Below are 21,381 nucleotides of genomic sequence, written 5' to 3'. Positions count from 1 at the left end.
GAGCACATTGAGTACGAAAGATACGGGCCAGCCTCAAAGCTTCCAGCCCGAGTGGAGCGCGGCGATGCCGCCGGAGTAGTTGCGGAACGAGGCGCGGTCGAAGCCGGCGCGGGAAATCATCGCCGCGAAATTCTGCTGATTGGGAAACTTGCGGATCGATTCGACCAGATAGGAATAGGGCTCGTCATCGCCGGTCACCACCTTGCCGATCCGCGGGATGGCGTTGAACGACCATGCTTCATAGACCTTGTCGAGCAGCGGCATCTCGACCTCGGAAAATTCAAGGCAGAGAAAGCGCCCGCCAGGCTTCAGCACGCGATAGGCTTCGGCAAGCGCCACATCGATGCGCGGCACGTTGCGGATGCCGAAAGCGATGGTGTAGGCGTCGAAAGTGGCGTCGGCAAAAGGCAGTTCCTCGGCATTGGCTTCGACGAAATCGGTATTTGCCGACAGGCCTTTTTTCTCGGCCCGGTCGCGGCCGACGGCGAGCATCGAGCCGTTGATATCGAGAACCGTTGCATGAGCGTGCCTGCCGCTCGCCTCGACGATGCGGAAGGCGACATCGCCGGTGCCGCCGGCAACGTCGAGAACGCTCCAGCCCGGCCGCTTCGGTGGATTGAGCCAGGCGACCATGGCGTCCTTCCACAACCGATGCAAGCCGGCCGACATCAGGTCGTTCATCAGGTCGTAGCGGTTCGCCACATTGTGGAAAACATCATTGACCAGGGACTGCTTGTCGCCTGGCCCTACCCGCTTGAAACCATAGGAGGTTTCCATGCCGCCCGCAGCAGTGGTTCTTTCAACCGACATCGTTTTGATCCGCCATAAAATCGGCGGGACCATAGCCGATCGATGGTGCGGGCGCTATTGTTTAAGGCGCGGTGTTCGGCCGCGCTTCGAAGCAGGTTCCGGAAAAGTGTCACACGGTTTTCCGACAGGAACTTGCGTCATAAGAAAAAGCCTGACGGGATAATTGAATGCCTTTGAAAGCAGAACTGCACTGCCACATCGAAGGGGCAGCGGCGCCTGAACTCGTCCTCCGCCAGGCTGAGAAATACGGCAAGGATGCCTCGCCCTACATCCAGGACGGCTCCTTCGTCTGGCACGACTTCACCTCTTTCCTCGCCGCCTACGACTTCTCGTCGGACCTGTTCCGCACCGAAGAAGACTATGCGCGGCTGGCCGATCATTACCTGACCAGCCTCGCCCGCGACGGCGCCATCTATTCCGAGGTTTTCACCTCGCCCGACCATGCCAGCAAGGCCGGGCTGTCGCCGAAGGCCTATACCGACGCGCTCGGCGAAGGCATGGCCCGCGCCAAGGCGAAGACCGGCATCGAAGGCCGCATGATCGTCACCGGCGTGCGCAATTTCGGTGTCGAATCGATCGAGCGAGCGGCGCGTTTCGCCGCGCGCTGCGGGCATCCGCTGGTCACCGGTTTCGGCGTCGCCGGCGACGAGCGGATAGGCGACCTGGAAGATTATGTCAGGGCCTTCGAGATCGCCCGCGAGGCCGGCCTCGGCATCACCGTCCATGCCGGCGAATTGATGGGCTGGGAGAGCGTCGAGGCGGCACTCGATCACATCCGCCCGTCTCGCATCGGCCATGGCGTGCGCGCCATCGAGAACCCCGAGCTTGTGCGGCGCATCGCCGACGAAGGCGTCGTGCTCGAATGCTGCCCTGGCTCCAACATCGCCCTGAAAATCTTCGACAGCTTCGCCGACCATCCCTTCCCCGCCTTGCGGGCAGCGGGCTGCAAGGTGACGCTCAACTCCGATGACCCGCCCTATTTCTGGACCTCGCTGAAACGCGAATACGACATCGCTGCCGAGCATTTTGCGATGGACGACAAGGCGCTCACCGCCGTCACCAGGACGGCCATCGAGGCAGCCTTCGTCGACAGGAAGACCAGGGCGGTGCTGCTGGGCAGGCTCGGCGCCAAGGGCAGGTGAATGGTGAATGGTGAATGGTTCACCCGGCGCTTCGGTTCGTCAACCGCGAGTTTTCCGCGCAACCAAGGACTCGCAAACCAGTTCACTATTCACTATTCACTATTCACTATTCACCATTCACCATCCACTATTCACCTGCGCAGTTGGAGAACACCATGAAGGGCGTTACCGTCGTCGATCATCCGCTTGTCCAGCACAAGCTGACCATCATGCGCAAGAAGGAAACTTCGACGGCCGGCTTCCGGCGGCTGCTGCGCGAGATCTCGCTGCTGCTCGGCTACGAGGTCACCCGCAACCTGGAACTGACGACGACTACGATCGAGACGCCGATCGAGACGATGGAGGCGCCGACGCTGGAGGGCAAAAAACTGGTCTTCGCCTCGGTGCTGCGCGCCGGCAACGGCTTGCTCGAAGGCCTGCTCGATCTGGTGCCGGCGGCGCGTGTCGCCCATATCGGCCTCTATCGCGACCATGAGACGCTGGAAGCGGTCGAGTATTTCTTCAAGGCGCCGGGCGACCTCGCCGACCGGCTGGTGATCGTCGTCGATCCGATGCTGGCGACCGCCAATTCGGCGATCGCGGCGATCGACAAGCTGAAAGGCCGCGGTGCCACCAACATCCGCTTCCTCTGCCTGTTGGCGGCACCAGAGGGCCTCGAGCGGTTTACCCAGGCGCATCCCGATGTTCCGGTCTTCACCGCTTCCATCGACCGCCAGCTCAACGAAAAGGGCTACATCATGCCGGGTCTCGGCGATGCCGGCGACCGCATGTACGGCACCAAATAGATCCGTTTACCGATTGTTTACGCAAACGGCTGGTTTCCGCACTCGTTAAAGCGGCAATCACCATGTCGGACTAAGGATCGGCAACAACAAAGGCCGGTCCATGCTGCGCAAGCTCCTCATCCTTGGCGTGTTTGCCGGAACGTCGGCATCGCTGCCGATCGTGTATCAGTCCAATTCACAGGTAATCGAGCGGCTGTTGAAATCCGCCATCGGAGCCAGGCCGGCCGACACACAAACCGACCTGAATCTCGCCGCCGTCCCGGACAGGCCCACAACGCCGCAGCCGCTCGGCCGCAAGGTCGTCGTCACCGCGGACTCGCGCGGGCATTTCATGTCGGTCTTCAAGTTGAACGGCCGCCAGATCGACGGCATGATCGATACCGGTGCCACGCTCGTCGCCATCAACACCTCGACTGCGCGCAGGATCGGCATCTCGCTCAATTCGACGGACTTCAGCCATCAGGTCAACACCGCCAATGGTGCGATCAAGGCCGCCGTGGTGACGATTGATCGCCTGCAGATCGGCAAGATCACCGTCGAGGGCGTCGAGGCCGTCGTGCTCGACGACAGGGCGCTGCACACCAACCTGATCGGCATGAGCTTTCTGCAGCGGCTCGAAAAATACCAGGTCGAAGGCGGCAAGCTGCTGCTGGTTCAGTGATTACCCGCGCGGCAGGATCCGCCGGATGACGGTTTTTTCCGTGGCCGGTTTGGAAGTGCCGATCATATAGGCCGAAAGCACGGCGGCCGCGGCCGCTTCGGCATCCCCGGTATTACGGGCATGGACCAGCGCCAGCGCTTCGCCGGCCCGCACTTCAGCACCGACCGGCAACAGCCTGGTGATGCCGACGGCGTGATCGATCCTGTCGTCGGGCCGCGTCCGCCCGCCGCCAAGCCCGACCACGGCAAGCCCGATCTCGCGGGTCGCGATGCCGGTGACAAAGCCGTTCGCGCTCGCCTTGACAGCGAATTCCGTTGCCGCTTTCGGCAAATATTTTTCCGGATTGTCGACAAAGTCGACCGGACCACCCAGTGCCGCCACCATGCGCGCGAAGACGGCAGCGGCGCGGCCGCCGGCCAGCGTTTCGGCGGCGCGGCGCAGGCCGTCCTGGTTGGACGACACCAGGCCTGCCGATTGCAGCATCTCGGCGGCCAGCGCCAGCGTCACGTCCTCCAGCCGCCGGTCGCGAAAGCGGCCGGTGAGAAAATCGACGGCGTTGCGCACCTCGACCGCATTGCCGGCGGCGGACGCCAGCGGCTCGTTCATGCCGGTGACCAGCGCCGAGGCCTTAAGGCCGGCGCCATTGGCGACGTCGACCAGGCTGTTGGCCAGTGCGGTTGCGTCGCGCGATTTCTCCATGAAGGCGCCGTTGCCGACCTTGACGTCGAGCACCAGCGAATTGAGGCCGGCCGCCAGCTTCTTCGACAGGATCGAGGCGGTGATCAGCGGCACCGATTCCACCGTTCCTGTCACATCGCGGATCGCGTAGAGCCTGGCGTCGGCGGGTGCCAGATCGGCGGTCTGGCCGATGACGGCACAGCCGGTTTCGAGCACGGTCTTGCGGAACCGCGCAACATCCGGCTGGCTGATATAGCCGGGGATCGCATCCATCTTGTCCAGTGTGCCCCCGGTATGGCCCAGACCCCTGCCGGAAATCATCGGCACATAGGCGCCGCAGGCAGCGACGATCGGCGCCAGCATCAAGGAGACATTGTCGCCGACGCCGCCCGTCGAATGCTTGTCGGTGACAGGGCCGGGCAGATCCGACCAGTCGAGCACATCGCCGGAATCGCGCATCGCCATAGTCAGCGCCACCGCCTCGTCGCGGCTCATGCCGTTGAAGAACACCGCCATGGCAAAGGCGCCGACCTGCGCGTCGGTGACTGTGCCGGCGGTCAGACCCTCGATGAAGAACGCTGTCTCCTCAGCCGAGAGCTTCTGGCCGTCGCGCTTGCGGCGGATGATTTCCTGGGGAAGCATCAGGCGTCGACCCTGTGCTCCGGAAGCCCGTCCTGAAAAACACGCTGCAGAATGGTCGCCAGCCGCGCGCCGCCGACCGGCGCCATGTCCTTGGTCTCCTGGTGCGACAGCTCGGCTCCGGTCATGCCGGCGGCAAGGTTGGTCACGACCGAACACGCGGCGACGCGCAGCCCAAGGAAGCGGGCGAGAATGACCTCCGGCACCGTCGACATGCCGACTGCGTTGGCGCCCATGACGCGCGCCATGCGGATCTCGGCGGGCGTCTCGAAGCATGGGCCGGAGAACCACATATAGACGCCCTTGTGCAGCGTGGTCCCGGTGGCCTTCGCCGCCTGCTCGATGGCGGAGCGGAGACCGGCGTCGTAGGCTTCGGTCAGGCCGACGAAACGGCGGTCGCTCGGTTCGCCGATCAGCGGGTTGGAGCCCGAGAAATTGATGTGGTCGGTGATCAGCATCACCGAGCCCGGGCCCATCCCGGGATCGACCGAACCGGCGGCGTTGGTGAGGATCAGCCTGGAGATGCCGAGGCCGGCGAGCACCTCGAGTGCCGGCCGCATCGCCGCCGCGTTGCCGTGCTCGTAATAATGCGCCCGGCCGGACAGCATCAGCACCGGCGTGCCGGCAAAGAGCCCCGCCACCACCTCGCCGGCATGGCCGCTGACGCCGCTTCGGGGAAACCCCGGCAAGTCGGCGTAGGAGATGCGCACCGCATCCTCGACCTGGTCGACAAGCCCGCCAAGCCCTGACCCCAGCACCAAGGCGGTGGTCGGCGCCAGCCCGTCCAGCCTTTCGACGAGGTGATCGAGCGCTTCCTTCATTTCAGCACATCGCCTTCAAACCCGTATGGCAGCAACTCGCCCATGGTCACGGTCTCAACCACGCCGCTATCATCGCAGAGATAGAACTTCGTCTCCGGCCGGCAGAATTCCGCCAGCCGCTGCCGGCAGCCGCCGCAGGGCGAGCATTTTGCCACGCGTTCGGCGATCACGGCGATTTCCGTGATCTTGCCGCCGCCGCCCATGATGTAGTGGCCGAGCGCGGTGGTTTCGGCGCACCAGCCCTCCGGATAGGACGCGATCTCGACATTGGCGCCGGTGAAGACACGGCCGTCCTCGGTGCGCAACGCCGCGCCGACCGGAAATTTCGAATAGGGCGCATAGGCCTTGGCCATGGCGGCTTTCGCCGCTTCGAACAGATCATGAGCCATGATAGATCAGCGTTCCTTGACATACGGCACGCCGCCGGCGCGCGGCGGGATTGCCTTGCCGATGAAGCCTGCAAGCAGGATGACGGTCAGCACATAGGGCAGCGCCTGCATGAATTGCACCGGCACCTTGCCGATCAGCGGCAGCGGCGTGCCTTGCAGGCGGATCGACGCCGCGTCGAGGAAGCCAAACAGCAGGCAGGCAAACATGGCATTGACCGGTTTCCATTTGGCGAAGATCAGCGCGGCCAGCGCGATATAGCCCTTGCCGGCGGTCATGTCCTTCACGAAGCCGCCATTCTGCACCATCGACAGATAGGCGCCGGCAATGCCGGTGAGGACGCCGGTGCAGATCAGGGCGCGGTAGCGCAGCCAGGCGACCGATATGCCGGCGGTATCGACCGCCGCCGGGTTCTCGCCGACGGCGCGCAGGCGCAAGCCGAAGCGGGTGCGGAACAGCACCCACCAGGTGAACGGCACGGCCAGGAAGGCGAGATAGACCAGCACGGAATGGCCGGAGATAAGTTCCGAATAGATCGGCCCGAGGATCGGCACGCTCCTGAACGCCTCCGCGCCTAGCCAGGTGATTGCCTCGAAGCGCTCGCCGGCGGCCAGCGCCGGCGTGCGCCCGCCTTGCTGGAACCAGGCCTGGCCGAGCATGATCGTCGATCCGGCGGCAATGAAATTGATCGCGACGCCGGAAACGATCTGGTTGCCGCGATGGGTGATCGAGGCAAAGCCGTGGATTAGCGCGAAGGCAACCGAGATGAGGATGGCCATGCCGAGGCCGAGATAGGCCGAGTGGAAGACCGAGGCGGCGGCCGCACCGGCGAAGGCGCCGGCAAGCATCTTGCCCTCGAGCCCGATGTCGAAGACGCCGGCCCGCTCCGAATAGAGGCCGGCGAGACAGGCGAGCAGCAAGGGCACCGACAGGCGGATGGTCGAGTCCAGGACCTGTACGATGGCGTTGAAGAAATCCATCTCAGGCGCCCTTCCCCTTGACCGCTTCCATGCCGACCGATTTCGGGCTGAGCGAGGCGAACAACGCTTGGACGTAGGGCCGGAACATATGCTCGAGCGCGCCGGCGAACAGGATGACGAGGCCCTGGATGATAACGATCATGTCGCGGCTGATCGCCGGCATCTCGAAGGCGAGTTCGGCGCCGCCCTGGTAGAGCATGCCGAACAATATTGCCGCCATGACGATGCCGACCGGATGCAGGCGGCCCATCAGCGCCACCGCGATGCCGACGAAACCGGCGCCCGAAACGAATTCGAGTGCGACATTGTGCTGGTCGCCCATCGTCGGGTTGAGCGCCATCATGCCGGCTAGCGCGCCCGAGATCATCATCGCGATGATGATGATGCGGATCTCCGAAATGCCGGCATAGCGCGCCGCTTTCGGGCTGTGGCCATAGGTGCGCATCTCGTAGCCGAGCTTGGTGCGCCAGATCAGCACCCACACCAGGAAGGCCATGGCTAGCGCCAGCAGGGAACTGACGTTGAATGGCGCCGAACGGATTTTGGCGCCGAACAATTCGATGACCCAGTTGAGCTTCGGCAGTTGCGCGCCTTCGAGGAAGGTGCGCGTCTGCGGTGCCATCGAGGCGGGGGGCTTCAAGTACCCGACCAGCGCACGGACCATGACGCTGGCGGCGATGAAATTGAACATGATGGTGGTGATGACGATGTGCGAGCCGCGCTTGGCCTGCAGATAGGCCGGGATCAGCGCCCACAGCGCGCCCATCGCCGCGGCGGCGATAATGGCGATCGGGAAGGTCAGCCACCAAGGCAGCACGCTGTCGAAGGCCAGGCAAACAATGCCAATGCCGAGACCGGCGATATAGCCCTGGCCCTCGCCACCGATGTTGAACAGGCCGCAATGCGCCGCAACCGCCACCGAAAGCCCGCTGAAGATGAAGGTGGTGGCATAGAAAAGCGTGAACGCGATGCCTTGGCCGCGGCCGAAGGCACCCTCGACCAGGACGACGGCTGCGCGCAGTGGGTTCTCGCCAACCAATATGACGACGAAGCCGGCAACGACGAAGGCGACGAACAGGTTGATCAGCGGGATCAGGACGTAGTCGGCCCAGGCCGGCAGCTTGGCATAGGGAGTGCTCATTCCGCCGCCTCGCGCTGCTCGACGCCGGCCATCAGCAGGCCGAGCTCGCCCTCGGTCGCGTCGGGGCCGCGTTCGCCGACGATGCGGCCGGCAAACATCACCAGGATGCGGTCGGACAGCGAGCGGATCTCGTCGAGCTCGACCGAAACCACCAGCACCGCCTTGCCCTGGTCGCGCATGGCGATGAGGCGCTTGTGGATGAATTCGATGGCTCCGACATCGACGCCGCGCGTCGGCTGGCCGACGATCAACACGCCGGGATCTTGTTCCATTTCCCGCGCAAGCACGATCTTCTGCTGGTTGCCGCCGGAGAAATTGGCGGTCTTGAGGCGGCAGTCCGTCGGGCGGATATCATATTTGACGATCTTGTCCCGGGCATCGTTACGGATGGCGTCAATGTCAAGGAACGGCCCCTTCAGATAGCGCTCGTCGTCCTGGTAGCCGAGGATCGAATTCTCGTTCTCCTCGAAGGCCAGCACCAGCCCGACATGATGGCGGTCCTCCGGCACATGGGCAAGGCCGCGCTCGCGCAGCTCGCCAGGGTCGGCGGCGCCGGTGAGGTCGATCGGCTTGCCGTCGAGCATCACCGAGCCCGAAACGGCATGCCTGATGCCGGAAATCGCCTCGAGCAATTCGGACTGCCCGTTGCCGGCGACGCCGGCAATGCCGACGATCTCGCCGGCATGGACATCGAAAGAGACGTCGTCGACCATGGTGACGCCGCGGGAATCCTTCACCGTCAGGTTCTTGATCGCGAGCTTGACGCCGCCGGCCTTCGCCTCGCCCTTCTCGACGCGCAGCAGCACGCGCCGGCCGACCATCAGCTCGGCCAGTTCCTCGACCGTGGTCTTCTTGGTCTCCCTGGTCGCCACCATCGTGCCCTGGCGCATCACCGAGACGGTGTCGGTGATCGCCATGATCTCGCGCAGCTTGTGGGTGATCAGCACGATCGTCTTGCCCTGCTCCTTCAGCTGCCTGAGGATGCGGAACAGGTGGTCGGCCTCGGCCGGCGTCAGCACGCCTGTCGGCTCGTCGAGGATCAGGATCTCGGCGCCGCGATAGAGCGCCTTGAGGATTTCGACGCGTTGCTGCAGGCCGACCGGCAACTCCTCGATGATGGCGTCCGGATCAACCTCGAGCCCGTATTCGCGCTCGAGCCGCTCCAGCTCGGAACGCGCCTTGGCGATGCTCTTCTTCAGCAGCGCATCGCTTTCGGCGCCGAGAATGACGTTTTCCAGCACCGAGAAATTGTCGACCAGCATGAAATGCTGATGCACCATGCCGATGCCGAGCGCGATCGCATCATTCGGTGTCTTGATCGATGCCGGCTGCCCACCGACACGGATTTCGCCGGAATCGGCCTGGTAGAAACCATAGAGGATCGACATCAGCGTCGACTTGCCGGCGCCGTTTTCGCCGACGATGCCATGGATAGTGCCGCGCATAATCTCCAGATTGATGTCGCGGTTGGCGCGCACGGCGCCAAAGCTCTTGTCGATGCCGATCAGCTCGATTGCGGCTTGCGCCATGCAGCCTGTTCCCACTGTTATTTTTTACCGCTTGGTCAAACGCCTAGCATGACGCCCAGTCTGTGCCAATTGGGTCTGTGCCAATTGGCCGGAGCAGGGTTCACTCTCGACAAATCCCGCCATGCTTGTCAATTTCCAACGTGGCCGCACCCTGCACAATCGCCTGATCGAGGATTTCAAATGACCATGCCCGACGACCGGCTGACGACGTTGGAAATCCGCGCCGCCGAGCAGGAGAAGACCATCGAGGAACTGTCCGGCCAGATCGCCGAGCAGTGGAAGGTGATCGAGCGCATGCAGCGCAAGCTCGACGCGTTGGCCGAGCGCTTCCTGGCGCTGGAAGAACAGGCCGCGCCCGATGTGCCGGTGACAAAGCCGCCGCACTGGTGAGCGGGCCGACAAGACAAAACCGCCGGGCTTTCACCCGGCGGCTCGTCAGTTCAGCAGTGCCAGTCGATCAATAACGGCAATCGATCAATACGGGCAGGCATTGTCCGACATGTAGTCGTGCACCTTGATGGTGCCGGCTATGATGTCGGCCTTGGCTTTTTCGACCGCCGCCTTCATCGCATCGTCGACAAGCGCCTTGTTGTTGTCGTCCATGGCGTAGTCGACGCCGCCTTCCTTGAGGCCGAGATCGTTGACGCCGGCCGTGAACTTGCCGTCCTTGGCATCCATGAAGGTGTTGTAGACGGCAACGTCGACGCGCTTGACCATGGAGGTCAGCACCTTGCCGGGCTGCAGGCCGTTCTGGTTGGAATCGACGCCGATGCCGAGCTTGCCGGCGTCGGCCGCTGCCTGCAGCACGCCGACACCGGTGCCGCCTGCCGCCGCGTAGACCACGTCGGCGCCCTGGTCGATCTGCGTCTTGGCGATCTCGCCGCCCTTGGCCGGATCGTTCCAGGCTGCGGGCGTATCGCCGGTCATGTTCTGGATGACGTCGGTGGCGCCGGCCGCCTTGGCGCCGCCGACATAGCCGCAGCCGAACCTGCGGATCAGCGGAATGTCCATGCCGCCGACGAAGCCTACCTTCTTGGTCTTGGAAGCCATCGCCGCCATCACGCCGACGAGGTACGAGCCTTCCTGCTCCTTGTAGACCAGGGAGCGGACATTAGGCTTGTCGACGACCATGTCGATGATGGCGAATTTGGTGTCGGGGAACTCGGTGGCGATCTTGTCCAGCGCATCTGCCCAGGAGAAGCCCGCCATGACGATCGGGTTGCGGCCGTCCTCGGCGAAGCGGCGCAGCGCCTGCTCGCGCTGGGTGGCGTTGCTGACCTCGAATTCCACATAGGGGATGCCGGTCTCGGTCTTGAACTTTTCAGCGCCGTTGAACGACGCCTCGTTGAACGATTTGTCGAACTTGCCGCCGAGATCATAGAGGATCGCGGGTTGAATGTCCGCGGCGAAGGCCGGAAGAACCATTGCAGCTGCGGCCATAAGGCCGAGAACGATACGTTTCATGTGATCCACACCCCTGTCGGTTATTTGTCCATTATGCACCGCATGCCGGCCCGGTTCTCCGGCAGGCATACGGTGTCGGGCAGGAGTGTCTTCCTCCCGCTTCGGGTCAATCTGGCACGGCCCGAAACAAAATTCACGTGGAATTTTGACCCTTTGGAAAAGCATGGCGCCGCATCGCGGCGCCACAGCATATTCCTTGCGCCAGGGTCGTAAAATCAGGCGGAGACGGCGGCCGGAATGGCGCAGGAGACGCCGGTTCCCTGCAGGCCGCAATAGCCGTAGGGATTCTTTGCCAGATATTGCTGGTGGTCTTCCTCGGCGAAGTAGAATTCCGGCGCCGGCGCGATCTCGGTGGTGATCTTGCCGCGTCCGGCGCCGCGCAGCGAACCCTCGTAGGCGTCGCGCGAGGCGATCGCAGCCTGGTGTTGAGCGTCGTTGAACGTATAGATCGCCGAGCGGTAAGTGGTGCCGACATCATTGCCCTGGCGCATGCCTTGGGTCGGGTCGTGGCTTTCCCAGAACAGCTTCAAGAGCTCGGCATAAGACACGATCTTGGGGTCGTAGACGACGAGCACGACTTCGGCATGGCCGGTGAGCCCCGTGCAGGTTTCCTGATAGGTCGGGTTGGGCGTGACGCCGCCGGCATAGCCGGCCGCCGTGACCCAGACGCCCTCGACTTGCCAGAACAGGCGCTCGGCGCCCCAGAAGCAGCCCAGCCCGAACATCGCCGTTTCCATCCCTTCGGGATAAGGACCCTTGAGCGGCCTGTTCGAGACAAAGTGCTTCGATGCGGTCGGGATCGGCCGGTCGCGGCCGGGCAACGCCTCGGAGGGTTTCGGCAGGTTGAGCTTCTTGTTCAGCATGTCGCTGAGAAACATGTGTGGGTTCCTTTTCTTCTTGGTTGAGCGTCCCCGGTACGGGAACACCGGGTCAGGCTGGAAATGTCAGGTTGCGGCGAACCGCCCGCTGGGGCGCTGCCGCCTGTAACCGATGGCATAAAGAATGAACGCCAGCACCGCGAACACGGCAAAGCCAGGCTGGCTGAGCACCCAGGCGATGGCACCGTCCCACAGCAGCGGGTTGATCTTATCGCGGACGAAGCTTTCGAAGGCGCTGCGCGTATCCGGCGAGACAGCGAGCCAGCTGGTGTTGAGCGGGGTCATCACCAGCGCCGAAGCCGCCACCGAGCGGGTCGCATCGAGCACGGCCATGATGACCGAAACCGAAAGCGCGACCATTGCAGCGAGACGAAAGACGAAGCGGAACATCCGGACCCTTCCTCCCCAGGAGTTTATCAGAATGTCGTGTCGGACTGTTAAATAGGATCTACCCGCTTATTGCACAATCGCGACACGTGAAGTTGAACCCGCGACCGCCGGTTCGCCGGAACCGGTGGCGCGCCGGACGGCAAGCACACCTCCGCCGATCGTTTCGATAGGCTCCCAACGGGTGCTCCGATAACATGGGCTGAGCATCCCTATCCGGCAAAGCGAATAGACTGCCGTTATGTCTTGGCATTCGGCACCGGATCGACTAGATGAGCCCCGCGCCTGTTGCTTTGACGGCTCGGGTGCGGGGAAAGGGTATCCGCTGGTTGACGGCGCCCACGGCCGGAATTCCGGCCGGAATCCCAAAGGAGATGCATCTCCCCAACCCGCGCGGCGAAACCGGCCGCGTCGAAAATGCTAAAAAGACGGAGAGGTGGCCGAGTGGTTGAAGGCGCACGCCTGGAAAGTGTGTTTACGGGAGACCGTAACGCGGGTTCGAATCCCGCTCTCTCCGCCAGTTAAATCTCACCGGTTCGCCAGCCTAAAGGGACACTGGACGGCTACTGCCGCTGCGGTGCAGGTATCTTGGGGCAGGCAAAGGGGCGCGCGAAGGCTACTGAGCGGCTTTCATCTTCGCCGCACCCTTACCTCAGATCAGCCTACAACCAATCGGCCCGCGCTTCACCAGAAGCACGGGCTTGGTCGACTCGGCACCATCGCCGCCCCGTCTAGCGCGGGACCGCTTGTATCCCCGAGACCGAGCGCTCTGTTTCAGCGGAGAAAACCACGAAGGCAAAGATCAGCACGGCGACAGCGACGATCATTGAGCCGGTGGCGACGATCGGCTCGAGCGCCGGATTTCCCTGCAGCATCAGGTAAAGCGCTGGCAGCATCACGACCAGGCCGAGATTGTAGACGCCATAGTGGATCATCGCGCTCCTGCGGGCAGCCTTCGCCGGGTTCAGCGCATAATAGCCGCCGAATATTGCACTGGTGACCCACCCCAGCAGGTTGATGTGCGCGTGAGCCGGAAACGCGCCGTGATCGCCTGAAATTGCCATCTGCAGGCCAGCTGCAATTCCCAGAATAAGAAAAATGATGGCTGTCTTGAAAAAGAGTTCCGAAACCTTAGGCATGTCATTCTCCCAAACCCGTTTTGCCGCCGCATCATGCTGTGGTTCCGGCGATCTTGCCAAGGGACCGTCGGGCCTGCGGAGCCATTTGTCGCCGGCCTGACAGCCCGTTGGCGGCCGGCCGCCGGGCCTGGCCGGTTGCGAGTCCAGCCAGCAAAAAATATGCACTCACGCTAATTTAATTGCAACATTACCGGGCAGGCTTCATGTCGTTCTCGCCAGGAAAGTGTCCTGCACGATGGTGGTACCATACGCGCCAAAGGTCTGCCCGTCAGTGTTGCAGCAAGGCCTCGCCGAACTTCTCCCACAGCTGTGCGCAATCTGTTGCTCTGAGGCTGGGGGTTCCGAGTGGGCCATATCTGATGACGGCGGCGTGAACATCATAGCCAACGATAGGTGCATTGGCGACAAAGTGGATAGCCTCGCCCAATCGGCGGGGGCCAATTGGCGCATCGGTTTTGTTGGTGATGTCGAAGACACCACGAATATCCGCTTCCTGATTCCTGGCTGCCAACGCAGCCGCCATTACCCTTTCTTGCATCATCGAAATCTCTCCTATCGGTCTAAGTCTAAGAACCGTGGCTTGTGCCGGTCCGGCAGCTGACAACCGGCAAATCGAAGTGCCTTTTGCAGCAGCATCTCGATTGGCTCTTGCTGCGAGCCACTCCGCCCGCTCCCGCGGCAAGCCGATAAGGCAACTGCCAGCGAAATCCGCAGGCACGTCCACGGTCGCATCAAACACGGCCCACGTGCCAGTCGGCTCCTGAACGGGCAAAAACCTCATAACAGCGCCTGCTAATATACTATGCCGACTGTGAGGACGAGACTTTTTCCTGCATCAACTAAACGAATTAGAGCTGGTGTCGAAGTGCCGGGCGACGCTCGTCGAAAACAAATCGTCGGCGACATCGCCTGGATCGAAGGTGGGCCTGAGCAGTGATCCGGCCGCATTCGAGGCTCGCCGACCGGGACAAGCACAAGACGCAGCGCCGGCACGCCTCGTTAGATGTCACTTTCTGCCCTGCGGATAGATGGTCTCGCCGCGCTTCAGCATCTCCACGAACGCCGCGATCTTCTTCTTGCGTCCGGCTTCGGTTTTCATGTTGTGGATGCGGAAGGCGAGTGCGAAGCGGTTTTGCCCGCTGAGCTTTGCCAGCATCTCTTTTGCCCTGGGCTCGGCGTCTATTGCCGCCTGGAGGTCGTCGGGGATCTTCATCTCCTTGCCGCTCTTGTAGGCGCGCGCCCAGCGGCTATCGGCCTTGGCCGCATCGACCTGCCTCAGCCCGTGCTCGGTCATCCGGCCCTCCTCGATCAGCCGGGCGACATTGTCGACATTGATCTGGCTCCAGGTGCTCTTCTTGCCGCGCGGGGTGTAGCGCTGCAGGTAGCTTTTGCCGTCCAAGGCCTTGCGCACCGCATCGATCCAGCCCCAGCACAACGCCACGTCGATGGCTTGCTTCGGAGTGATCGACGGCAGTCCCGAATCGAGCTTATGGATCTTGATCCAGACTTCGTCCTCGCTGTCGTGATGCTCGCCAAGCCAGGCATGGAAGCTTTCGGCATCCCTGAACTCGCGCACCTTGGCGGGGTCGACCTTGACGGGCGCCATCAGCCGGTCCGCCCGTGACGCAGGCGCGTAACGACGCCGAACCGGTTGCCGGCCGCGCGCGCGCTCATCTCAGCTCCGAGTCCGCAATCCGCAGGCCTGGTGATTCTCGCCGGCACGCATTCAGCCCGCACGATTGGGCGTGCCGAGGACATGGGATTTCGGCGGCAGCATGACGTCGTCGAATGTCTGCGTGAACATCGCCGCCGCAAAGAAAGCGACAGCGCGCAGGGTTTCGGTGCCGGTGTTGACGAGGTCGTGCCGGACCGGCGTCGGAAGTACCAGGACGCTGCCGGGCCCGACCGGGTGGGTGCTGCCGCCCTCGATGTGCAGCTCGCCGGTGCCGGCGATGATGTATTGCGTCTCTTCGGTGGCGTCGCTGTGCCAGCCGAGCCGCTTGCCGGGCTCGATCTCGTAGACAATGACCGAGGACTGGGTGGTGCCGTGCCCGCCGTAAACCGCGAAAGCGCCGGCCCATTTGACCGACGGATCGTCCTCTGCCCAAACCAGCGAACGTTCGAGCCTGTCGGATGCGACGACTGCTGTCATGGCTTCGTTCCTCTCAGCGAATTGCGAACACGAATCTAGATGATTTTTCTGGTCTGCGTCAGCAAAACTGGCTGCTGACCATTCCCTCGCCCATAGCGCGTGACGATTTGTCGGGCCGCGATCCGACCTATTCTACTCTCGGGTCGGATCACTGAGCCGATTCCCCAATGCAACCAAGCCTTTACCTTTTAGCCAGTTTTAAGTTGCCCCTGCGTTGCGTTCGTGGTCCGGTACAACCAGGGCGCTCAATGCGGCATTCGGCAACGGTCGCCCCACCGACCGTCAAGGCAACACACCGTCGAGCCAACACAGGAGATAGCAATGGGCATTTTCGACAGTATCAAAGGTGCGATTTTCGGAAACGCGGTTGCGGCCGAAGCGCCGCCGGCGCAACCGTCTCCCGCGCCTGCTTCGAGCACGGCCACCCAGCCGACGGCGCCTACCCGATCCGCCCCGGCTGCAACCCCGGCTCCGGCCGCGCCGGCCGCGCCGTCCTCTGCCCCGGACATCGCTGCCATTCTCGACAAGGCGGTGGCCGCGAAGGGGCAGAAACTCAACTGGAAGAATTCGATCGTCGACCTGATGAAGGCTCTGAATATCGACAGCAGCCTCGGCGCCCGCAAGGAGCTTGCCCACGAGCTGAAATACACCGGCGATATGAACGACACTGTAACGATGAATCTGTGGCTGCACGACGCATTGATGAAAAAGCTGGCCGAGAATGGCGGCAAGCTTCCGAGCGACCTGGCCGCCTAGAGTCACAAGACAAGCAATTCCAGGAAAACGTGTGAACGGTTTTCCGTCCGGAATTGCGTCAAACAAAAAGACAGACCGGTTCGGCGTTTCCGTGAAACGACGAACCGTCCCGGTCCTGCCCGCACCGTGGTTCTTGCTGCGCTGGCTTCGGCCGCAACCGAGCAGACCACACTGCCAAGCATCAGACTGCCAGTAAATAAAATTGAGACCGATCCCGGCCACCGGGATTGGGTCTATGGCGAAGTCGCATGGCACAAAAGCGCTGCCGCCTCGCGCCCGGATTGCCTCCCGCAAAACCGACGATTTCGGTCGCTGCCCACGCGCTGGTAGGACCACCATTTCGCTGGCGAAACGCGACGTTCGGCGTATCATTCTCCCGGGAGAGGGTTCATGGTGGGAGGAAGCCAATGAACGTGGTGCAGAGGGTGACCGTCGCCGACTTGACGGCCCAAGAGCTTGTTTCATCTGCGCTTTCACGGTTCGGTGCCGGCGACACCATATCGACGAGGGCGATGCTGGACATCGTTCGCAGGACGGCTCCGGCCTGCGGCAACAGTGACGACGATCTGGTCGAGCTTATCGTCATGACGGCGGTTGGTCGGACCATGGGCGTCGTGTTCGACCATCGCTCCCATTAAAGCAATCTGGAACGAACATCAGGCTGCGCCCAGGAGCAGTGGCGGGCGGTTGGCAGCGCCGCCAAAGAGGCCAGCCTGTTTGTGCGTGAAGGTCGGCCTGGCACCAAGCCCTTGCTTTGAGCAAAACCGCTGCTCATGCCGGGTCATGCCCGAAGGCGGTAATTGGGCGACACGCTCGAAGGAACTCGCTGAAATCTTGCCCGTTATGCTCTCGTCGAGATGAGGAGAGCTGCCATGGCCGACGACAAAACCAGGACCGACAGTCGCGACCGCTCACGAGTGGCGGGCGGCGAAGACTATGAGGTACGTCATTTCGCCGAGGAAGCGGGCATTACCCCGGATCAGGCACGCACGCTGATCAAGCGCCACGGCACCGACCGCAAGGTGCTGAACGAAATCGCCGAGAGCATAAGAGCGTCGTAATGGCTGACAAGACAACCGCAATGGCCGACCGCAAGACGCGCGATTCGGACGAAAAGAAGGCTCTGCACCTTGCCGAAACCACCGACGTTTCGCCGAAGCAGGCGAAGGATCTGATGCGCAAGCACGGGAAGGACAGCCCGAAGGTCGAGAAGGAAGCCAAGAACTTCAAGGCCGAGGGCTGAGCCGCCGAGCCGGTTGGACGCGCGGCACAGGGTTGTGGCCGCAATCCTGCAGCTTATCGGTTTTCTAACAAATTCGGCCTATCCCTTCCGCTATCGCGGCTCAGGGATGCCATATGCGCGGGATATCTGGTGAGGCGAGGCCGTCGATATATGACATACGGCATGTGAGGCTGATGTTTTGCCTGCTGGCGGCGGTCGTGATGGCGGCGGCGCTCCTCGCCTTTGCCACCTCCCTCCTGCAGGATCCCGATAGCTGGTGGCACATCAAGGTCGGCATGGATATGCTGGCAAGCCGCACATTCCCCACCGTCGACATCTATTCCTACACTTTTGCCGGCCAGCCATGGATCGCCAAGGAATGGCTTAGCCAGGTTCTCCTTGCAATTGCCTTTCAAGCCGGCGGCTGGAACGGCGTGGTGCTGCTGGCGACTGCAGTAATCGCGCTGACGGCCTTCTTGACCTCGTGGTATCTCAGCGCGTGGTTGAAGCCGACGCTGGCGATAGGACTGACGCTGGTTCTCGCGCTCTTGATCGGGCCAATCTATGTCGCCCGGCCGCACATCTTTACCTTGCCCATCATCGTCGTCTGGACCGCCGGTCTTTTCCAGGCCGCACGCAACGAGAAAGCACCGCCCTTATGGCTGCTGGCGCTGCTTTGCCTGTGGGCCAATCTCCATGCCACCTTCACCTTCGGTTTCGTCATCGCCGCCTTCGCCGGCCTCGATCTCGTCATGCGCACACGCTTGTCGAACCCCCGGCTGCTGGCCAAGTGGATCGTTTTCGGGCTGCTTTGCCCGCTGGTCAGCCTGCTCAATCCCTATGGCGTCAAGGCCATACTCGCCACATTCACCGTGGCCTATGGCAATGAGGCGGTGCCTTACATTGCGGAGTGGCAACCCTACGACGCCTCGCGGCACACCCTCCAGGAGGTGGCCCTGCTGGTGGCGTTTTTCGGGCTGCTCGTGTCGAGATTGCGCATTGGCTGGGCCAAGGCGCTGTTCCTTGTCTTCACGTTGCACGTCTATCTCACCCACATACGGTTCATGTATCTGTTCTTTCTTCTCGTGCCGGTGGTCCTTGCCGTCGAGGTCGCGCAACATTATCCAGTGCTTTCAGCCGAGAAATGGGCGGCGGAAAAGCGTGACGGACTTGAACAATTTTTCGCACGGCAATTTTCCAGGATTTGTGCTGGACTTGCCGTTTTGCTGGTTTTGGCGGCTGCCGCCTTCACGACCTATCCGGTCGCGCCGAGCCAGAAGACCTCGGCGAGGGACGCACTGGCCTTTGCCCAAACCCATAATCTGTCGGGCAATCTGCTGAACTCCTACGATTTCGGCGGCACGCTGATTTTCCACGGCATCAGGACGTTTATCGACGGCCGCGCGGATCAGCTCTTCCTGAATGGCTTTACGGAAACGGATGAGCAGACTGGGCACAGCCGGGGCAAGCCGATCCTGAAAGCCCAACTCGACAAATATACGATAGGCTGGGCATTGTTGACCGCCGACGACAGCCGCATTCCGTTCTTCGACGAACTGGGCTGGAAGCGGGCCTATGCGGACGATTACGCGGTGATCTACACCCGCGCGGACTGAGCCCCGGCAGCTTCGCGCGCCGGTGCGCACTTCCCCCCCTGAAGCTTCGGCCAGCGCCGAGGCGGCGAAATCCTTATGGGATTTTGATTTCTTTGCTCCGCGTCCCGTCTCGAACCTTTATGGCACTTTGATCCATATTCACAGGAGCGGTGTATCCAGCCGCCGATATGATGCGGCGACGGGTTTGGATAGTTTGTTAAAGTAAACAAACAAATACAACATAAGGAAAACGCGCGGTGGACATAGTTGTTGTCGCGATTGGAATCGCGTTCTTTGCTCTATGCTTCGGCTACATCAAAGCTTGCGACAAGCTGTAAGTTTAGGGGATCGTAACATGCTTTTCGACTATATCCTCGGCGGCGCCGTGACCTTGTTTCTTCTCGCCTACCTGACATACGCCCTCGTTCGCCCGGAACGCTTCTGATCTCCGCTGGCAAGGAGCCAACCCCATGACAATCAACGGATGGCTACAGATCCTCGTCTATTGCGGGATCGTCGTTCTGCTGGCCAAGCCGCTCGGCGGCTACATGCATCGCGTTTTCAGCGGCGAGCGCACATTCCTGTCGTCAATTCTGGCCCCGCTCGAGCGCGGGCTCTACCGCATATCAGGGACCAGCGAGCGCGAGGAGCAGCACTGGACCTCCTATGCGGCGGCCCTGCTGTTCTTTAACCTGGCCGGCTTCCTGGTGCTCTATTTGCTGCAACGGCTGCAAGGCGGCCTGCCCTACAATCCGGCCGGCATGACCGCCGTCGAACCTGGGCTGGCCTTCAACACCGCCGCCAGCTTCATGACCAACACCAACTGGCAGAACTACGGCGGCGAAAGCACGATGTCCTATCTCGTGCAGATGGCCGGCTTGACCGTGCAGAATTTTCTGTCGGCGGCGACTGGCGTCGCCATTGCGGTCGCATTGATCCGCGGCTTTGCTAGAGCCTCAGGCAAATCGATCGGCAATTTCTGGGTCGATATGACCCGCGGCACGCTCTACCTGCTTTTGCCCTTTTGCGTCGCATTGACTCTGGTCTATGTCTATCTCGGCATGCCGCAGACGCTCGCTGCCTACGTCAACGCGACGACGCTCGAAGGCGCGCAGCAGACTATCGCGATCGGGCCGGTCGCTTCCCAGGTTGCCATCAAGATGCTCGGCACCAATGGCGGCGGTTTCTTCAACGCCAATGCAGCGCATCCCTTCGAAAATCCCGATGCAATCTCCAACCTGATCCAGATGGTGACGATCTTCGCCCTCGGCGCGGCGTTGACCAATGTCTTCGGCCGCATGGTAGGCAACCAGCGCCAGGGCTGGGCAATTCTGTCGGCTATGGGCGTGCTGTTCATCGCCGGCGTTGCCGTCTGCTACTGGGCGGAAGCCGCCGGCAATCCGCTCGTCCATGCGCTGGGCGTCGACGGCGGCAACATGGAGGGCAAGGAGAGCCGCTTCGGCATCGCCCTGTCGGCACTGTTTGCCGTCATCACCACGGCCGCATCCTGCGGCGCGGTCAACGCCATGCATGACAGCTTCACCGCACTCGGCGGCATGATCCCCATCATCAACATGCAGCTCGGCGAGGTCATTGTCGGCGGCGTCGGCGCCGGCTTCTACGGTATCCTGATGTTCATCGTCATTGCCGTTTTCGTCGCCGGGCTGATGGTCGGACGCACGCCCGAATATCTCGGCAAGAAGATCGAGGCCAAGGAGGTCAAGATGGCTATGCTGGCCGTGCTCTGCCTGCCGCTTGCAATGCTGATCTTCACCGCTGTCGCGGTGGTGCTGCCGACCGGCGTTGCTTCCATCGCCAATGCCGGCCCGCACGGCTTCTCCGAGGTTCTCTATGCCTACACCTCGGCCGCGGCGAACAATGGCTCCGCCTTTGGCGGCCTCAGCGGCAACACGCCCTGGTACAACGTAACGCTCGGCATCGGCATGCTGATGGGCCGGTTCCTGGTCATTATTCCGGCGTTGGCGATTGCTGGCTCGCTGGTTGCGAAGAAGACCGTCCCTGCCTCCGCCGGCACCTTCCCGACCGACGGTCCGCTGTTCGTCGGGCTGCTGGCCGGTGTCATCCTGATCGTCGGCGGCCTGACCTTCTTCCCGGCCCTGGCGGTCGGACCGATCGTCGAGCACCTGGCGATGATTCACGGTCAGACATTCTGAAACGGCGATGCCCTGGTTCAACATCATACCTCGAAAGGTCC

General features: G+C 62.3%; 25 protein-coding genes and 1 tRNA gene. 12 read left to right on the top strand and 14 right to left on the bottom strand.

Features of this window, described 5'->3' with window-relative positions; genetic code table 11:
• Window positions 1-33 precede the first annotated feature (33 nt).
• On the bottom strand, window positions 34-810 hold the full coding sequence (gene ubiE / locus NKJ91_RS00440; RefSeq protein ID WP_352454015.1) for a bifunctional demethylmenaquinone methyltransferase/2-methoxy-6-polyprenyl-1,4-benzoquinol methylase UbiE: 777 nt from the start codon (window positions 808-810) through the stop codon (window positions 34-36).
• Window positions 811-977: 167 nt separating this feature from the next.
• Between ubiE and NKJ91_RS00435 the strand changes: the two genes are divergently transcribed.
• From NKJ91_RS00435 to NKJ91_RS00425, 3 genes are all read left to right on the top strand, one after another.
• Window positions 978-1,952 carry an adenosine deaminase gene (locus NKJ91_RS00435; protein WP_352454014.1) on the top strand — a complete coding sequence of 325 codons (975 nt, stop codon included), beginning with the start codon at window positions 978-980 and terminating at the stop codon, window positions 1,950-1,952.
• 155 nt (window positions 1,953-2,107) lie between these two features.
• The gene (gene upp, locus NKJ91_RS00430) at window positions 2,108-2,737 is read left to right on the top strand and encodes a uracil phosphoribosyltransferase (RefSeq protein ID WP_023675320.1); all 630 of its coding nucleotides are present in this window, start codon (window positions 2,108-2,110) and stop codon (window positions 2,735-2,737) included.
• A 100-nt stretch (window positions 2,738-2,837) separates the two neighbouring features.
• The gene (locus tag NKJ91_RS00425; protein WP_352454013.1) at window positions 2,838-3,398 is read left to right on the top strand and encodes a TIGR02281 family clan AA aspartic protease; all 561 of its coding nucleotides are present in this window, start codon (window positions 2,838-2,840) and stop codon (window positions 3,396-3,398) included.
• Here the strand turns inward: NKJ91_RS00425 and deoA are convergent, their stop codons facing one another.
• From deoA to NKJ91_RS00395, 6 genes are read right to left on the bottom strand one after another with little or no spacing between them, the layout of a single operon-like run.
• Entirely contained in the window at window positions 3,399-4,718 is a 1,320-nt protein-coding gene (deoA, locus tag NKJ91_RS00420; protein WP_352454012.1) for a thymidine phosphorylase, read from the bottom strand.
• Complete coding sequence (locus NKJ91_RS00415; RefSeq protein WP_352448279.1) at window positions 4,718-5,536, bottom strand: purine-nucleoside phosphorylase; 819 nt, start codon at window positions 5,534-5,536, stop codon at window positions 4,718-4,720. The genes deoA and NKJ91_RS00415 overlap by 1 nt, the downstream gene beginning before the upstream one ends.
• Complete coding sequence (cdd, locus tag NKJ91_RS00410; RefSeq protein WP_352454011.1) at window positions 5,533-5,925, bottom strand: cytidine deaminase; 393 nt, start codon at window positions 5,923-5,925, stop codon at window positions 5,533-5,535. Before cdd ends, NKJ91_RS00415 begins: the two co-directional genes overlap by 4 nt.
• A 6-nt stretch (window positions 5,926-5,931) precedes the next feature.
• Complete coding sequence (locus NKJ91_RS00405; RefSeq protein WP_352454010.1) at window positions 5,932-6,903, bottom strand: ABC transporter permease; 972 nt, start codon at window positions 6,901-6,903, stop codon at window positions 5,932-5,934.
• 1 nt (window position 6,904) lies between these two features.
• Window positions 6,905-8,044, bottom strand: a complete 1,140-nt coding sequence (locus tag NKJ91_RS00400) for an ABC transporter permease (RefSeq protein WP_023675313.1) — start codon at window positions 8,042-8,044, stop codon at window positions 6,905-6,907.
• Window positions 8,041-9,573 carry an ABC transporter ATP-binding protein gene (locus tag NKJ91_RS00395; protein ID WP_352454009.1) on the bottom strand — a complete coding sequence of 511 codons (1,533 nt, stop codon included), beginning with the start codon at window positions 9,571-9,573 and terminating at the stop codon, window positions 8,041-8,043. Before NKJ91_RS00395 ends, NKJ91_RS00400 begins: the two co-directional genes overlap by 4 nt.
• 180 nt (window positions 9,574-9,753) lie before the next feature.
• Between NKJ91_RS00395 and NKJ91_RS00390 the strand changes: the two genes are divergently transcribed.
• Window positions 9,754-9,963 carry a SlyX family protein gene (locus tag NKJ91_RS00390; RefSeq protein ID WP_031194007.1) on the top strand — a complete coding sequence of 70 codons (210 nt, stop codon included), beginning with the start codon at window positions 9,754-9,756 and terminating at the stop codon, window positions 9,961-9,963.
• 84 nt (window positions 9,964-10,047) lie between these two features.
• Here NKJ91_RS00390 and NKJ91_RS00385 read toward each other — a convergent pair whose 3' ends face one another.
• From NKJ91_RS00385 to NKJ91_RS00375, 3 genes are all read right to left on the bottom strand, one after another.
• Window positions 10,048-11,037, bottom strand: coding sequence for a BMP family lipoprotein (locus NKJ91_RS00385; RefSeq protein WP_023675310.1), 990 nt, complete (start codon window positions 11,035-11,037; stop codon window positions 10,048-10,050).
• Between the two features lie 215 nt (window positions 11,038-11,252).
• A complete protein-coding gene (gene msrA, locus NKJ91_RS00380) occupies window positions 11,253-11,915 on the bottom strand; it encodes a peptide-methionine (S)-S-oxide reductase MsrA (RefSeq protein WP_023675309.1) in 663 nt (220 codons plus the stop codon).
• Window positions 11,916-11,981: 66 nt separating this feature from the next.
• Entirely contained in the window at window positions 11,982-12,305 is a 324-nt protein-coding gene (locus NKJ91_RS00375) for a hypothetical protein (RefSeq protein WP_023675308.1), read from the bottom strand.
• A gap of 427 nt (window positions 12,306-12,732) precedes the next feature.
• On the opposite strand from NKJ91_RS00375, the gene NKJ91_RS00370 reads away from it, so the two are divergent.
• Window positions 12,733-12,822: transfer RNA gene (locus NKJ91_RS00370), tRNA-Ser, on the top strand.
• A gap of 211 nt (window positions 12,823-13,033) precedes the next feature.
• On the opposite strand, the gene NKJ91_RS00365 is transcribed toward NKJ91_RS00370, so the two are convergent.
• From NKJ91_RS00365 to NKJ91_RS00350, 4 genes are all read right to left on the bottom strand, one after another.
• Window positions 13,034-13,441 (bottom strand): hypothetical protein, encoded by a 408-nt coding sequence (locus NKJ91_RS00365; RefSeq protein ID WP_023675307.1) that lies wholly within the window; start codon window positions 13,439-13,441, stop codon window positions 13,034-13,036.
• 268 nt (window positions 13,442-13,709) lie between these two features.
• Window positions 13,710-13,982, bottom strand: a complete 273-nt coding sequence (locus tag NKJ91_RS00360; protein ID WP_031211351.1) for a hypothetical protein — start codon at window positions 13,980-13,982, stop codon at window positions 13,710-13,712.
• A gap of 465 nt (window positions 13,983-14,447) precedes the next feature.
• Window positions 14,448-15,047, bottom strand: a complete 600-nt coding sequence (locus NKJ91_RS00355) for a YdeI/OmpD-associated family protein (protein ID WP_352454008.1) — start codon at window positions 15,045-15,047, stop codon at window positions 14,448-14,450.
• A 120-nt stretch (window positions 15,048-15,167) separates the two neighbouring features.
• Window positions 15,168-15,593, bottom strand: coding sequence for a cupin domain-containing protein (locus NKJ91_RS00350; protein ID WP_023675305.1), 426 nt, complete (start codon window positions 15,591-15,593; stop codon window positions 15,168-15,170).
• A gap of 321 nt (window positions 15,594-15,914) precedes the next feature.
• Here NKJ91_RS00350 and NKJ91_RS00345 point away from each other — a divergent pair, with 321 nt between their 5' ends.
• The 7 genes from NKJ91_RS00345 (at window position 15,915) to kdpA (ending at window position 21,340) form a co-directional block, all read left to right on the top strand.
• Window positions 15,915-16,349 (top strand): DUF3597 domain-containing protein, encoded by a 435-nt coding sequence (locus NKJ91_RS00345; RefSeq protein ID WP_352454007.1) that lies wholly within the window; start codon window positions 15,915-15,917, stop codon window positions 16,347-16,349.
• A gap of 407 nt (window positions 16,350-16,756) precedes the next feature.
• Window positions 16,757-16,987: a hypothetical protein gene (locus NKJ91_RS00340; protein WP_023675303.1), complete on the top strand. Its 231-nt coding sequence runs from the start codon at window positions 16,757-16,759 to the stop codon at window positions 16,985-16,987.
• 234 nt (window positions 16,988-17,221) lie between these two features.
• The gene (locus NKJ91_RS00335) at window positions 17,222-17,410 is read left to right on the top strand and encodes a DUF3606 domain-containing protein (RefSeq protein WP_023718995.1); all 189 of its coding nucleotides are present in this window, start codon (window positions 17,222-17,224) and stop codon (window positions 17,408-17,410) included.
• On the top strand, window positions 17,410-17,592 hold the full coding sequence (locus NKJ91_RS00330) for a hypothetical protein (RefSeq protein WP_352454006.1): 183 nt from the start codon (window positions 17,410-17,412) through the stop codon (window positions 17,590-17,592). The genes NKJ91_RS00335 and NKJ91_RS00330 overlap by 1 nt, the downstream gene beginning before the upstream one ends.
• 173 nt (window positions 17,593-17,765) lie before the next feature.
• Window positions 17,766-19,187: a hypothetical protein gene (locus NKJ91_RS00325; protein WP_352454005.1), complete on the top strand. Its 1,422-nt coding sequence runs from the start codon at window positions 17,766-17,768 to the stop codon at window positions 19,185-19,187.
• Between the two features lie 334 nt (window positions 19,188-19,521).
• Window positions 19,522-19,611, top strand: a complete 90-nt coding sequence (locus NKJ91_RS00320; protein ID WP_023675300.1) for a K(+)-transporting ATPase subunit F — start codon at window positions 19,522-19,524, stop codon at window positions 19,609-19,611.
• Window positions 19,612-19,636: 25 nt separating this feature from the next.
• Window positions 19,637-21,340, top strand: a complete 1,704-nt coding sequence (gene kdpA, locus NKJ91_RS00315; protein WP_352454004.1) for a potassium-transporting ATPase subunit KdpA — start codon at window positions 19,637-19,639, stop codon at window positions 21,338-21,340.
• Window positions 21,341-21,381: the final 41 nt, after the last annotated feature.

Source organism: Mesorhizobium sp. M0040 (assembly GCF_040323505.1).
Classification (GTDB): Bacteria; Pseudomonadota; Alphaproteobacteria; order Rhizobiales; family Rhizobiaceae; genus Mesorhizobium.
Note: the sequence above shows the minus strand (reverse complement) of the source record. Positions and strands in the feature narration are given on the sequence as shown.

Bases quoted from the DNA above. Each gene is read 5' to 3' on its own strand.
- ubiE (WP_352454015.1), bottom strand. From the start codon at position 810: ATGTCGGTTGAAAGAACCACTGCTGCGGGCGGCATGGAAACCTCCTAT.
- NKJ91_RS00435 (WP_352454014.1), top strand. From the start codon at position 978: ATGCCTTTGAAAGCAGAACTGCACTGCCACATCGAAGGGGCAGCGGCG.
- upp (WP_023675320.1), top strand. From the start codon at position 2,108: ATGAAGGGCGTTACCGTCGTCGATCATCCGCTTGTCCAGCACAAGCTG.
- NKJ91_RS00425 (WP_352454013.1), top strand. From the start codon at position 2,838: ATGCTGCGCAAGCTCCTCATCCTTGGCGTGTTTGCCGGAACGTCGGCA.
- deoA (WP_352454012.1), bottom strand. From the start codon at position 4,718: ATGCTTCCCCAGGAAATCATCCGCCGCAAGCGCGACGGCCAGAAGCTC.
- NKJ91_RS00415 (WP_352448279.1), bottom strand. From the start codon at position 5,536: ATGAAGGAAGCGCTCGATCACCTCGTCGAAAGGCTGGACGGGCTGGCG.
- cdd (WP_352454011.1), bottom strand. From the start codon at position 5,925: ATGGCTCATGATCTGTTCGAAGCGGCGAAAGCCGCCATGGCCAAGGCC.
- NKJ91_RS00405 (WP_352454010.1), bottom strand. From the start codon at position 6,903: ATGGATTTCTTCAACGCCATCGTACAGGTCCTGGACTCGACCATCCGC.
- NKJ91_RS00400 (WP_023675313.1), bottom strand. From the start codon at position 8,044: ATGAGCACTCCCTATGCCAAGCTGCCGGCCTGGGCCGACTACGTCCTG.
- NKJ91_RS00395 (WP_352454009.1), bottom strand. From the start codon at position 9,573: ATGGCGCAAGCCGCAATCGAGCTGATCGGCATCGACAAGAGCTTTGGC.
- NKJ91_RS00390 (WP_031194007.1), top strand. From the start codon at position 9,754: ATGACCATGCCCGACGACCGGCTGACGACGTTGGAAATCCGCGCCGCC.
- NKJ91_RS00385 (WP_023675310.1), bottom strand. From the start codon at position 11,037: ATGAAACGTATCGTTCTCGGCCTTATGGCCGCAGCTGCAATGGTTCTT.
- msrA (WP_023675309.1), bottom strand. From the start codon at position 11,915: ATGTTTCTCAGCGACATGCTGAACAAGAAGCTCAACCTGCCGAAACCC.
- NKJ91_RS00375 (WP_023675308.1), bottom strand. From the start codon at position 12,305: ATGTTCCGCTTCGTCTTTCGTCTCGCTGCAATGGTCGCGCTTTCGGTT.
- NKJ91_RS00365 (WP_023675307.1), bottom strand. From the start codon at position 13,441: ATGCCTAAGGTTTCGGAACTCTTTTTCAAGACAGCCATCATTTTTCTT.
- NKJ91_RS00360 (WP_031211351.1), bottom strand. From the start codon at position 13,982: ATGATGCAAGAAAGGGTAATGGCGGCTGCGTTGGCAGCCAGGAATCAG.
- NKJ91_RS00355 (WP_352454008.1), bottom strand. From the start codon at position 15,047: ATGGCGCCCGTCAAGGTCGACCCCGCCAAGGTGCGCGAGTTCAGGGAT.
- NKJ91_RS00350 (WP_023675305.1), bottom strand. From the start codon at position 15,593: ATGACAGCAGTCGTCGCATCCGACAGGCTCGAACGTTCGCTGGTTTGG.
- NKJ91_RS00345 (WP_352454007.1), top strand. From the start codon at position 15,915: ATGGGCATTTTCGACAGTATCAAAGGTGCGATTTTCGGAAACGCGGTT.
- NKJ91_RS00340 (WP_023675303.1), top strand. From the start codon at position 16,757: ATGAACGTGGTGCAGAGGGTGACCGTCGCCGACTTGACGGCCCAAGAG.
- NKJ91_RS00335 (WP_023718995.1), top strand. From the start codon at position 17,222: ATGGCCGACGACAAAACCAGGACCGACAGTCGCGACCGCTCACGAGTG.
- NKJ91_RS00330 (WP_352454006.1), top strand. From the start codon at position 17,410: ATGGCTGACAAGACAACCGCAATGGCCGACCGCAAGACGCGCGATTCG.
- NKJ91_RS00325 (WP_352454005.1), top strand. From the start codon at position 17,766: ATGTTTTGCCTGCTGGCGGCGGTCGTGATGGCGGCGGCGCTCCTCGCC.
- NKJ91_RS00320 (WP_023675300.1), top strand. From the start codon at position 19,522: ATGCTTTTCGACTATATCCTCGGCGGCGCCGTGACCTTGTTTCTTCTC.
- kdpA (WP_352454004.1), top strand. From the start codon at position 19,637: ATGACAATCAACGGATGGCTACAGATCCTCGTCTATTGCGGGATCGTC.